This window comes from Christensenellaceae bacterium (assembly GCA_031260975.1).
Classification (GTDB): Bacteria; Bacillota; Clostridia; order Christensenellales; family UBA1242; genus JAISKJ01.
Genome location: JAISKJ010000003.1, coordinates 100120 through 112865 on the forward strand (window position 1 = coordinate 100120; position 12746 = coordinate 112865).

The following is a 12746-nucleotide window of genomic DNA, read 5'->3' on the forward strand; positions in this document are numbered from 1 at the left end:
ATTCCTATATATGTTTTATGATATTATATTCAATTGGCATCCATGCAACTTCATTTGCTAAAACCGCTTTGATTGCAATAGGAATATATGAGAGCATAAAGAACGGATTTATGTCGCAATCGCCGTTGTAAATATAAGTTCTCCCAGCAGTAGGGCTGTTAGCAGCACATTCATTTAGATTCTTAAAAAAACGTTGCTTGACTAAGTCAACGAACATAATTATGGTAACTTATATAAGAGTTTTTGTCAATCATTTTTGTAGAATGTATTTTGACTTTTAGTAACGCCCCTTTTTACTGATTGCATAACTTTGATTTTTTGAAACAAAAAAACGGCCCAGGCCGTTTTTATTCAGTGACAGTTGCAATCTCCTTCGCAGGCACATTCCTCAATGTAGTCATTTATATCACCGAATCTGATTTCGTTGGCAGGTAGTTTTTCGGTGGTGAAGAACCCCGGAGGAGCTGCCATAACCTCGGGTATTCGGTTGATGACTGTGGCGCAGGTAAGTTCGACTGTGGAGGGTCGCTCAATCACAACGCGGGTAGTAGGCTCGCCTTCGATTGTCCAATCGTTTGCGTCAAACTCAGTTTCGTCATAAACCTTTCCGATACATTCTGTTTCAAGCGTAATGCCTTCTTTGGTAGTTGTAGTCACCACTGCGCTCATACCGGTTGCACTGCCCTTGGGAATGGTAATTCCGAGCGTAGTGCTTTTAATATCTTTTTTAGCAATCTGCGGCAGGCATTTTTGAGTCTGGTTTTTTATGGTCAGCCCCAGCTGACTGCAAAGCCAGCCGTTTACATTCCACATGTAGCTTGGTAAGAATTCACCGTTTTCAATAAGCTTTTGACGTTCTTTTTCGCTTATGTTGTCGGCGGCGGCAATTTCTTTTTCAAAGTCTTTTAGTGAGAGCCCTGCTCCATGCGCCCGGGCCAAAGCAATTCCATAATCTTCTACATTATAACTGCTTTTGCCTTTTATTTTCTTGATTGTATGTGTAGCACCTGCCAGCACGGTTATTAGATTTCCCCAGAAAACATCCTGATAGCCACTTCCGCAAAGAGTACAGTTGTTTGCCTGAGCCAGCGTATTGAGCCGTGCGAACAAACCGGGATTGCTGTTTTGTGGAAAGAAACTTTCTTCACAGATGGATATAGCGTTAACTCCATTTTTGGCGCAAATTTCAAAAGCAGGGTGGACATCTTTAAGCAGGCTCATGGTGGTGATGATTGCAATATCAGGCTGGTTCTTTTTTAAAAAGTTGTCAAACTCTTTGGCATCCTGAATTTTTACGCCATATTTTTTTTGGCCGTGAATTTCCATTATATCTTTACCTACAACCTTGGGGTCAATATCAAATCCCCCTACAATCTTTATGCCTTTTTCGGCGGCGTAGCGCATGGTATAGGCGCTCATTTTTCCGCATCCATATTGAACCATAGTGATTTTTTTCATATTTTTCTCCTTAAATACACCTCAACATATTATTGACGGGTTTATTTATTTAGTATACCACCAAACCCCGTTTTTTTAAAATGTTTTGAAGTCAAAGAATTAAAAAAATGACGGATATCCGTCATTTTTCAGTCTTGCTCAATTTCTTCGGGGATTTCAATTTTGTTTTTATAGTTTTTTAAAATTTCCAGATATTTTTCTATCAAGAGCTCGCTCGATTGTTGCCAAGTAATATAGTGGTCTTCACCTGCTTTTTGCGACACTTTTTTTAGAAGCTCTTTGTTTGAGATTGCTTCTTTTATTACTCTTGCAATATCTTGGATATCGTCTTCACAAAGGTATCCGTTGACATTATGTTCAACATCATAGCCCGCCATGCTGCCGCGTACAAATACTCCGGCGGTTTTGTGAGCAGCGGCCTCAATTTTAACCAGGCCAAAATTGTCATAAAGTGACGGAAATAAAAGTAAATCGGCCCGGGCATACAACGCCTTAAAAGTTTCAAAGTCTTCAACAAAGCCTGTAAAAATTACATCGTTTTCAAGTCCGAGTTTTTTTGCTGTCTTTTTGAGATATTTTTCGTCCATGCCTTCGCCCGCAACAAAATATTTAAAGCTCTGTCCGCTGTCTTTAAGAATTTTAAGTGCTTTCATAGTGAAGTCAATTCTTTTCAGCTTCATAAGCCTGCCAACAAACAGAAATACGGTGTCGTCGTCTTTGAGGCCATATTCTTTATTTATTTTTTGTTTGTATTGTTCAATCAGGTCGTCAGAAGCTTTTGGAAGGTTTGTTCCGCGGTCCCTAAGGATAGTAATATTGTTTTTGACTCCAAAAGACTCTGCCTGCTTTTTTACTCCGCCTGATATAACCAATATTTCGTCAAGCTTGCTCAGACGTTTTCCAATGTTTTTGATTATAATTTCGGCAAGCGGACCTATAATTTTTCGCATAATAGGTCTGAAGTTGGTGTGAAATGTGGCCACAATGGGAATATTACGTGCTTTGGCGTAGTTTATCATAAACTTGCACATATTGAAAGGGGAGTGCATATGAATGATATCCCACTTGGTTTCATCAAGTTTACGCTCAAATTCTTTGTCTCCCACAGGTTTTCCATAATAGCCGCCGTAAAAAGGGAGTTTGATTGCGCGTGAACGTATTATCGGATAAGACTCGGTATCTTTGTAATTTTTGCCCGCTCCCGGTGCCGCGGCTGCAACATTATGTCCCATTTTTTTCATACATTTAAGATAATTTTGCATGGTGGCTATTACGCCGTCCATCGACGGCAAATACATATCCATAGCCATTAGTATGTTAAGTTTTTTGTTTTCCATTTTTTTGTTTTCCTCCGCAGGTTAGTTTGATTTTTTAATAATTTTTTGAATAATATCTGAAGTCCCGTGTTCGTTGCTCACAACATGGGTCGTTATATTTAGGTTTATGTTTTTGCAACGTGCCAGAAAATGAGAAGTTTTTGGTTCAATTGAATATTTTTCACATGCAAGCTTAATGTTTTTTTCAAGTGTGTCATAATAGAAATAATCATCAAAAAATACGCCTGATTCACCAAGCCGTTTTGAAAAGTTTTTATATATTGCTTCTAGTTCTTGAGACTCTCGTGCATCTTTGTCATCTGTTGCGATGATTAAAAAACCTGCTGAGCGCAGCTGTTTAAAGCAATTAATAATGTTATCTGTGAATTTATCTCCGATTGCTATATTTTTTATGTCTTTGTTGGTCAGCACTTCAGCAGACAGAAAAACTGCCTTTTGAGGGTTGGTGAGACATCGTTTGTTTACTACTTTGCTCTCGATATCTTTAAGAGCCGCCGTATATCGCTCAGGTGTGCCCACGTCCTGTATATATTCAGAAGACTCATAACCAAATACTTTGTCGGTGTTTTGGATATAGAAGTTGATGAAATCGTGCTCCATGCCTACGGGCTTAAGCTCTTTAAAATATTTTAGGGCTTCTTTGTTTATGATAAAAAATCCGAGATTGGCTTGATTGAAATAGTCATATGCTCTGGGCTGGTTTTTTTTGTCAAAACCCAGCACGCGTTTGGTTGTTTTATCCAAGATTATAAGGTCGCAGTCGTGCGGGTGGTTAGTGGGCTGTGTCAGAAGGGTTATAAGCGCGCCTTTCCCCTTATGAAAATCGAGCATCCTTTTAATATCTATATCAAATATTACATCGCCGTTTGCCACAATAAAATCGCCATCAACTTTATCCTTTAAATAATATAATGCTCCGCCTGAGCTTAGGGGAGTGTCTTCAAGGATATAATTTATTTTAAGGCCGAACTTTTTTCCGTCGCCAAAATATTCTTCTATTTTTTGGTGCAGGTGACCAACCGAAAAAAAGATTTCGTCCACCCCGTTTTTCTTCATCACGTCAACTGCATATTCTAAAATTGGTTTGCCCAGCATTGGGGCCATAGGTTTTGGGATTTCGTCGTGTGTAATTTCTAAAAATCGTGTGCCTTTTCCTCCGGCACTTATATATGCTTTCATAAAGTCTCCTTATCAAAAGTTTTCATCATTGTCAGAGGGCTGCGTGTGCCAAGTTTGCTTGGTCGTGTATACCGCACTGAAAACTTTTTGGTGTGGATGCCTCCGCCTGATTGGTTTAAAAACACTGCGGGTTTTGGGCTTTAATTTTGTCGAATTCGTCGTATATCCAGATATATTGAGGCTGAAGCTTGCGCATGAAGTCGGTTTCGTCAATCTTAATGCGGTGCCACCATTTTTTGGTGAAAGGGATTTTCCCTTCGCGAAGAGCGCACACATGATGAGCGATGCAGCCTTTCCTCCATTTGTAAGGTATGAGTTTTTTACTGATTAATTTGCGTTTTTTGCAGGCGGTATTCATTGCGCTCATATCTATATAACATATATATTTTTTGGTGGCCACAAGCTCAAGTGCTCTGTCAAACACACCGTTTTCTCTGATTTTTTTCATGTTTAAAAGCATGACTCCGCTTTGCATATATCTGGTTATTCTGAAGTCGTCACGCCTGCCGGCGATTTCTACGTTTGAAATGTCAATATCCCAAAGCTTTTTTATGTCGTCATTCAAAAAAACGTCGGCATCAAGATATATTATTTTGTCAGGCACTTCGCTCACAAGATGGGCTAAAAGGCGTACTGACACATAAGCCGAGTATTTATAATATTTATTTTGTATGTTTGGGCCCTTTAAAAGATATTCTTTCATAAGACCGCTTACGTCAACAGAGCGGAAAACACTCTGGGGGTTTGATTGCTTCAAAATTTTTGTGAGCAGTGCATCCTGCGCCGGAGTGGTTGAACGTCCTTTGGGGTTATACTCCCTCATTTCTCCTGTGAGATTTATTACGTTGAGGGGCTCTTTGGTATATTTTGCAAGCGATATTACGCTGAGTAGCTGCTGAACGAAAAACTTATTATCGGTGCAATAGAGTATGTTTATCACATAGACCTCCCAAGGCTTGAGCCTAATAAAGTCTATCATATTTTAAGCTTTAGTGTCAATTAAACGGCATGAGACTGTGAAACAAACTCATACGCCGCTTGAAAACTGAAAGAGATTTTTAAGCCTCTTACACAAAATGTGCCGCACATCTCGGCGCTGAGGCTTTCGGTTATGGCGTCTTTCATTTTGCCTCCTTCAGCCGGAGCCGGCAGGATGTGACCTTTGGTACTATTTTTAATATCAAACTCAATATAGTTTTTTCCTTTTTTGAGTTTTGCCTTAAAGTGTTGCTCACTTTCTTTTGTAATGCTAAGTTTTGCTAAGGTATAGAGCGAAAAATTATACTGTTTTCCTTTATGAAGAATAATACACAAAAATCCGCGCATCCCCAAAGTAAGCGGATGGGCGTAGGCAAACATTATGCTGAGCTCATTATTCATTCCGTGCGCCCACACATAGTTTTTGGGAAAGTTGCTTCCAAAATCCTTTTCTATGTATCCTAAAGAATTTACTTTGGTTTTCTGGTTATTTAATGCAATCGTTCCGCTAACATTGTGTTTTAGTGAAATTACAGCATGGTTGCAACGCATTTTAAGGTATCCGAACGGACCCATCACAGAAGGTGAGTAAATGCTTTTTTTAAATAAGCTGTGATTTGAAAGCTTTAGATGGGTGCAGAGAGTTATGCCCGCATCTTGTAAGTCTACTGTAATTTGGTTGAGACTGAATATATTTTTTGCTATGGTGATGGTCATATTTTGCTTGTCAAATTTAAATTCACTTAAATCAAATCTGAAATAATGACTGAACGCCCGGCTTATAAACATTATGAAGCTGTGCGGGTCCGCCATGTTTTTGCTCACTCCGGCAATAAAAGAAAAAGGATGGTCTCTCGCAGTGCGAAAATACCACCCTTCAAAATAGTCGGTTTTGTTTTTGCCCAAATAGTTTTGTGTGTTAAAAGCTTTTTTAAACATTGTCTTTTTTCTCCAGATTTATTAAAGCCGGCCCGTTTAGCAGCCGCCCATCATAATCAAACCTCGAACCGTGGCATTTGCAGTCCCATGAAAGCTCGTCTTTGTTCCATGTAAGTGCGCAGCCCATATGTGGGCACGCTGCTAAAACACAGTGCAGCCTTCCGTCATCATCTCTGTATGCTCCCACGCGATGGCCCTTGACTTTTACTATCGCTCCTTGACCGGGTCCTATGTTTTCAAACTTCTTCCGGTCGGTGTTAAAAACCAATTGCGCAAACCCTGAAATGACATCACTCAGATTTTGCGCGGCTTTAATGGGTGCCATAAGCATGCTTGCCCTCTGCGGGCTGAAAATGCTGTCTGATATTTTACCATCTATCAGGTCTGATATAATCTGTGCCGCTGCAAAAGAGTTGGTAAATCCCCACTTATTAAAGCCCGTTATCACATATACATTATCCCATGATACGCTGTATTTGCCTACAAACGGCATCAGGTCAAAGGTCATTACATCTTGAGCGGCAAAACGGGTCATTATGTGATGGGGCATAACTTTGAGGTGCTCTGACAAAAACTTTTCCATCTTTTTAAATCTGCTTTCATATTTTCCGGTTCCTGTACGCCCGGCTCCGCCTCCGCACAAAATCCCGTCTTTAACAGGGCGGAATTCATACCATTCGTCATCAGTGCCTTCATATATGTTATTTAATTTTATTCCGTTATTAAAGGCAATATTACAATTTCGGTGCTGGTATAGCTTTAAAAAATAAAATCCCGGCATAATGTTTATATATGGGTAGTGACTTGCAATTATCAAATGCTTAAAACCGATTGAACAGCTGTTTACTTCCACATGGTTTTCTTTGGGTTCAGACTTTACGTGGGAGTTTTCATAAATTTTTCCGCCAAGCTTTTCAAAAGCCTTAGAGAGCCCTGCAATAAACTTGGCTGGGTTCAGATGTGCCTGATTTCCGATGGCAAGCTGTTCAATTATGTTAAGAGGCAGCTCGGGTTCAAGTGAGGAAACAAAGGGCTCATTCAGTTGTTTGAAGGCTTCTTTTTCCTGCCGTATTTGTTTAGCTCCCTTTTCGGTGGCGGCAAACATAGTATAATTGGCCCGGGTATATTCGCAGTCGATTTTGTTTTTCATTATGATTTGCTCAAGCTTTTGAGCTCCAAGCTTTTGCAGGCGCAAAAACTCGGCAGCGGTTTGGGTCCCGTGCTTTTTTATAAGCCTGAAGTAAATCGGGTCATGAGCAAAGGTGATAATGGCGCTTGAGCGGCTGGTTTCACCCGAGCCCACCCGCGCCGCTTCAAGTATACAAACCTTGTGCCCGCGCGACTGCAGCTCATATCCGCACGCAAGCCCTGCAAGGCCGCCGCCCACAATCACAATGTCATAATCTGCACTTGCCGAAACCGCAGGCCGCTCAGGCATCTGCGGCAATTTAAAATAATTGTTTTCCATATTTTTAATTATTAACATATTTCTGGTGTATAAACAAAAATCGTTAGGTAGGCTAACGACTTTTGTTTGCTTAAACTAATTTAAGACTTAAAGTAAATGTTTTGTGGGGGTAGCCTGTTTTGTACAAATTGAAAGAGGCTTGAAGTAAATGTTTAAACTTGCTAAAATCTACTTATTATGCTAAAATAAAAACGTAAGAGCAATAACGGAGGTAACACTATGACCCCAAACCAGATAAGAGACTTTAATGATAAGTGCGAAGATTTCTGCGACAAGCATAACTTCGACTATAATTTGTTTGTTGCAAGAATACTCAAAGAAAATGTAAATGCCTATGGGAAATTTGTGTCCACTCCAATTGAAACATTTGATGCAGGTGCTATATTGGGCGAAGATCGAGTTAATGAGATAAGAGAAGCTTATGAAGAAGATCTTAAAAATTTTAAGGTAAGAGTGGAGTTAATAAGTAATTGGTTGGGAATGGAAGAGTTGTATGTCGGCCTCTTCTGGCACATGTATACACCTGAAGGAATAGATAAAATATTTGAAAAAGATTCTGACCATTATAAGCAAGTCCAATCAGACTTTAAAGAAAAAGAAACCAAACTAGATACGGATAGTATAAAGGCAGAAAAAGAAAATATTGCTGTTGAATTAATAGGACTTACCAAGTATGAAATACCTGCCCTTAAGGAAGAGTTGCAAGAAAAAACCTTTAGATAGGAGTACATATGGTAGATTGGAAGAAAGTAGAACCAAGCACGAAAGAAAGCTTTTCTTTGGAAGAGCAGAAAGCCTTGTTGTCTCTTATTTCTCTGCCCGATAAATATGTGCTGCTGAACCTAATAAAAAAGTATTCCGGAGAGAAAACCTCTCTGCCGATTGTTAACGAAGAAAGCATTAAAGATACAAGAACAAGAGTTAATTCAATGAAGAAGAATGACAATTTCCCGACCGAGGATGAAATTAACAATTGGAAAAAGGAAGAAATTAATAAAATTATACAAAAGCAGCTGAATGACCCTAATGTTTCCAGACGTTCAAGGCTTACATTAGTTATTGGTTCGGCCGGTGCCGGAAAATCAACTACGAGTGAGCATATTTCAAAAGACAAGCGTGCGTTCCATGCAGATGCCGACCACATTAAAAAGCGTATAGCTGAGGATTTTGATTGTGACATTAATCATGATAACATGCATAACATAAGTACAGACATAATTAAGGAAGTGATTGCCGCAGCCGCGCCACATAAATTGGATGTTGTATTAGAGAAAATCGGAGAGAAACCGCACAAAATCTATAAACAGATTATGGAACTTGAAGCCCTGAAGTATTCTATTGGATTAAACTTGGTTCATGTTTGTGAAGAAATTGCAAGAACAAGAAACAATGACAGAGCAAATGAGTTGATGGCTAAAAATGAACCGCCTAGGTTTGTTGAGGATGAATTGCTGAAAGAATTCGGTGAAGGGCCTTTCTTCTCGTATCTTTTTTTGGCAGTCAGATGCCCGGAAAAATTCTCATATTGCAAAGCATTTAGCAATGAAGGACCGTTGCGTGAACTGCCTATACCGCTTCATACATTATCCGTCAAAGACGGAAAGATATTGGGACCAGCAAATGACCCATGTGCAAAGAAAGTTGATGAACAAATATCATCCATATGTTTAAAAAGCACCGTTCGGGCACTTAAGTCGCTAAATGAAGAGCGGGAAGATGCAAGTATAAAATATTTAACAAGTAAGATGGAAGTATTATGTTCAGACGATGAAAAGGCAAAAAAAGAAGTAAAAGATTCTATTGAAAGAATTCGTGTGAAAAAAGATTGTGGTGTGGAGTGTATGCCTGAGGAAGCAAAACTGCTTGACTTATATGACAATGTGCAGACAAATAAGCACGGAGCGTTAATGCGGATTTATGACCCGCAGAATATTGACGACAGAGAATTGTTAGAGAAAAATGAAGATGGAGGTTTGGCAATAACCTTTGTCTTTGAAAGTGTTGTAGGCAAGCCCCACAACACAGATAGATATAACGAGCCGTATGAATTGGTAAATGCAACAAAAGACAAAGTTGGCACCATACTAGGCTTAAGTAAAGAGGTTTCACAATGATAGATTTACATATTCATTCCAGCCATTCTGATGGTGATTATGAGGTTAATGAATTAATATCGAAAATTCATTCGGCGGGAATTACCGTCTTTTCTATAACTGACCATGATGAATTTCGGGCTTGTGTTGAAATATTAAACAATAATCTTGTTCCTCAAGGGATGAAATTTGTAACAGGGATAGAATTTTCTACAATTCATAATAATAAAAAAATGCATATTCTGGGCTACGGATTTGATATTAAAAACAAACAATTTGTGCAAAGAGTTGCAAGGCTTCGAGAGATGCGTAAGGAAAGGGTATCTAAACTGCTTGTTTTCTTAAAGCAGGAATTCGGGATTGTAATTGAAGACAAGGAAATAAATAACATATTGAAAGTAAGACCTTGTATCGGCAAGCCGCATATTGCTCATATACTAATACAAAAAGGTTTGGTGAGTTCAGTTAAAGAGGCATTTGATAAATATTTAAAAAAATTTTCGATGTCTGAAATGAAAATAAAAGCAGTTGAGGCTATACAAATAATCAAACAAGCCAAGGGCTTTGCTTTTGTTGCTCATCCAAAAGAAATAATGTATGACTATAATTTAACCTATAGCCAAATAGATTCTATAATAAGAGAGCTCGCGGCCAAGGGGCTGGATGGTATTGAGGCTTATTATAATACACATACCGAAAAAGACATTAAGGAATTTCTGCAAATTGCCGATAAATATAATCTTCTGGTTTCTTGCGGAAGTGATTTTCATGGCGAAAAAACTAAACCGAACATAAAGCTGAGTTCGGTTGGAAAAGAGGGTTTGACAGAAAAAGAAGTAACTCTTATTAATAAATTGAAGTAATGCAGGGTTTACTAGATGTTTTTATATACTCAATAAAGAAGTGCCTTGAGCTATTTCTATTCATCCCTACATCAGCGAAATAATTAATTTGCTCTTCTGAAAGTTTCTTTCTTTTTCTTCTAGATAACCAGAATAATTTGTGCTGTAAATTATTGCTTCTCCGTTGTCAATTTCCAGAATTTTATTACTCATTCTGTCTAAAAAATATAAGACTTTATAGCAAAGTAGCTAAAAGTTTGATGCTGGAATTCTAAAAGGAACCTCACAAATGAAAGATTTTGATTATCGAGAGCTTCGACATGAGGGAGCTATTAGGTTTGACAAAGTAAATACGACAAGAGAGGGAATAAACATAAAACATAAAGTCACTTGTAATGTCAAGTGACTTTTTATATTTTTATCACAATATATTTTGGTTTTTGGAATATATAATCAATAACACGCGTTTTTGAAACGCAATGAAATTTTCTTACGTTATAAAATATTTTGAAAGCACAGTCTTTGATTGGTTTGCGGCACTAAGACCATGTGCCGAAATACGATAGCTTTTTGATTTGCCGTGTTCAATGCATTGCCATATAATATCAAAAGTTTCTTCTTTATTTTGTGATTTTGTATAATATTTAACAACAACCTTATAACCTTCTGTTATTTTTGCGCCTGCCGCAAGTGCCCCCGATTTTCTCATAGTAAGTGCATCAAGCTCATTATAAAATTCCTGTAAAATTACTTGGTCGGTAATCACAATCTCATCATGAGATATACTTATTATTTTCGCCTGGTCAACACCGGAAAAAACACTTGTCCAAACAATGGGTGCTTCACCGCAAGCGGAAAAAAAGACTGCAGTAAACATAAATGCTAAACTCAACACACCCATTAAGATTTTTTTCATTTTTTTCTCTCCCTTAACTTAATAAATTAATATTTGTAATATCAACTAATTTTAGTATGTTTCTTGATTTTGCTAAGACGCGTCTTATGTGTGTGTTGTTGTGGTGCACCCTAACGGATTCGAACCGCTGACCTTCGGTTCCGTAGACCGACGCTCTATCCAGCTGAGCTAAGGGTGCATAAACAGTATTTGATTTTATTATTCTATCACACGCGGGGGCTTGTGTCTAGTATTTATTTGAAAACCTCTGAAAAATTGATATAAAATTGAGTTTTTGTTTGTATTTTATGCCTCAAAGGTTGCATTTTGGAAAATATTATAGTATACTGAATGCGTGATAGGTTTTGTTTGGGCAAAAATGTAAATATTTATATACAAAATCATATTTTGTGGGCAAGGGCGAATTTATATTAGAGAATGGGGGAGTATAAATACCTCAGCTGACCAAACAAATTTTATAAACATAAGGAGGGATTTTTATGGCAAAACAGGGAGGTTCGTGCTTAGGCACATTACTAAAAATACTTTTGGGGATTGTTATAACCGTTGTAATTTTGGTGGTTATAGCATATCTTGTTTTGAGGTTTGCATTTGGTATAGATGTTATTGATATCTATAAAAAAGTGAACGCTTTAAGAAATTATGATGAAAGCAAGATAGTTGACAGTCCTTATACCAGTCAGGATTTGAGAAGCACTGCGGACAAATTGGATGCCGCGGGGCTGGGATTTTTGTATACTGAGGACGCAGAAGGCAATATCAGCATAGACATAAATGCACAGTATTTTGATGAACTTGAAGATGAATCACAATGGCAGGGGCTTTTTGGAAATGACCTTAAGCTTAGTGGGCCCGAGCTTGCTGCAGTTGTAAACAATATTATGAGAGGCATGAGTGAGTTTACTGATTTTGAAATTATGGGGCTTAATGTCAACGACCTTAACTTTCAGCTAAAGCAAGTTAAGTTCAGCGACCTTGTGACGGATGAGGTTACAGGTTATGTTACAGTTAACTTTAATATAGTGGCCAGCGTAGATATTGCGCCGATAAAAGAATTGATAGAAGAACACGGGTTTGGATTTGCCAACAGATGGCTACCCGACAAGTTGTATATCAGCTCTACCAACACCATAACTCAGATTGGTGATTGTGACTATACCGTTGAACACGCAGGAGTGGGTCTTAACAATCTTGACGCAAAGGGTACTCAGGAATTGTTTGACCTTATTGGCAGGTATGCAGATATCGGTAATCTTGCTGACCTTAATCAGCCAATCGGTGAATTGTTTGCAAATATTCTTATCGGAAATACCGAAAACCCAGCCGGATTTGTATATCTTCTGACCCAGCCGCAAAGTGATGACCCCATGTATGCAAACGCCAGCAGGCTGGCAGACGGGTTCACCTTTGAAGAGATTGACGGTGTTGTGAACTTTGTAATTAAGCGCAATCCTGAGGTCGGTCAGATAGGAGTTCTTATCTCTCCGGGACCGCTGTTTGCCGTAGCGCCTTTGAATTTGCTTGCTGCCTGAGTGA

General features: G+C 38.6%; 12 protein-coding genes and 1 tRNA gene. 4 read left to right on the plus strand and 9 right to left on the minus strand.

Annotated features, from left to right (window positions below; translation table 11 throughout):
• Nucleotides 1–4 precede the first annotated feature (4 nt).
• The 7 genes from LBN07_01215 to LBN07_01245 form a co-directional block, all read right to left on the minus strand.
• Nucleotides 5–217 (minus strand): hypothetical protein, encoded by a 213-nt coding sequence (locus tag LBN07_01215; protein MDR0850086.1) that lies wholly within the window; start codon nt 215–217, stop codon nt 5–7.
• A gap of 134 nt (nt 218–351) precedes the next feature.
• Nucleotides 352–1458, minus strand: coding sequence for a dihydrodipicolinate reductase (locus tag LBN07_01220; protein ID MDR0850087.1), 1107 nt, complete (start codon nt 1456–1458; stop codon nt 352–354).
• Nucleotides 1459–1586: 128 nt separating this feature from the next.
• Complete coding sequence (locus tag LBN07_01225) at nt 1587–2795, minus strand: glycosyltransferase (protein ID MDR0850088.1); 1209 nt, start codon at nt 2793–2795, stop codon at nt 1587–1589.
• A 21-nt stretch (nt 2796–2816) separates the two neighbouring features.
• Nucleotides 2817–3974: a nucleotidyltransferase family protein gene (locus tag LBN07_01230; protein MDR0850089.1), complete on the minus strand. Its 1158-nt coding sequence runs from the start codon at nt 3972–3974 to the stop codon at nt 2817–2819.
• Between the two features lie 115 nt (nt 3975–4089).
• Nucleotides 4090–4914 carry a hypothetical protein gene (locus LBN07_01235; protein ID MDR0850090.1) on the minus strand — a complete coding sequence of 275 codons (825 nt, stop codon included), beginning with the start codon at nt 4912–4914 and terminating at the stop codon, nt 4090–4092.
• A 59-nt stretch (nt 4915–4973) separates the two neighbouring features.
• Nucleotides 4974–5891, minus strand: coding sequence for a hypothetical protein (locus tag LBN07_01240; GenBank protein ID MDR0850091.1), 918 nt, complete (start codon nt 5889–5891; stop codon nt 4974–4976).
• On the minus strand, nt 5884–7359 hold the full coding sequence (locus LBN07_01245) for an FAD-dependent oxidoreductase (protein MDR0850092.1): 1476 nt from the start codon (nt 7357–7359) through the stop codon (nt 5884–5886). Before LBN07_01245 ends, LBN07_01240 begins: the two co-directional genes overlap by 8 nt.
• A gap of 219 nt (nt 7360–7578) precedes the next feature.
• Here LBN07_01245 and LBN07_01250 point away from each other — a divergent pair, with 219 nt between their 5' ends.
• Genes LBN07_01250 through LBN07_01260 form a run of 3 tightly spaced genes read left to right on the plus strand, consistent with a single transcriptional unit; the run spans nt 7579 to nt 10315 of the window.
• On the plus strand, nt 7579–8082 hold the full coding sequence (locus LBN07_01250; protein ID MDR0850093.1) for a hypothetical protein: 504 nt from the start codon (nt 7579–7581) through the stop codon (nt 8080–8082).
• A gap of 8 nt (nt 8083–8090) precedes the next feature.
• A complete protein-coding gene (locus LBN07_01255) occupies nt 8091–9473 on the plus strand; it encodes a zeta toxin family protein (GenBank protein ID MDR0850094.1) in 1383 nt (460 codons plus the stop codon).
• The gene (locus LBN07_01260) at nt 9470–10315 is read left to right on the plus strand and encodes a PHP domain-containing protein (protein MDR0850095.1); all 846 of its coding nucleotides are present in this window, start codon (nt 9470–9472) and stop codon (nt 10313–10315) included. The genes LBN07_01255 and LBN07_01260 overlap by 4 nt, the downstream gene beginning before the upstream one ends.
• Nucleotides 10316–10784: 469 nt before the next feature.
• Here LBN07_01260 and LBN07_01265 read toward each other — a convergent pair whose 3' ends face one another.
• Entirely contained in the window at nt 10785–11210 is a 426-nt protein-coding gene (locus LBN07_01265) for a hypothetical protein (protein MDR0850096.1), read from the minus strand.
• 101 nt (nt 11211–11311) lie between these two features.
• A tRNA-Arg gene (locus LBN07_01270) sits at nt 11312–11388 on the minus strand.
• 301 nt (nt 11389–11689) lie between these two features.
• Between LBN07_01270 and LBN07_01275 the strand changes: the two genes are divergently transcribed.
• A complete protein-coding gene (locus tag LBN07_01275; protein ID MDR0850097.1) occupies nt 11690–12742 on the plus strand; it encodes a hypothetical protein in 1053 nt (350 codons plus the stop codon).
• The last annotated feature ends 4 nt before the right edge of the window (nt 12743–12746 follow it).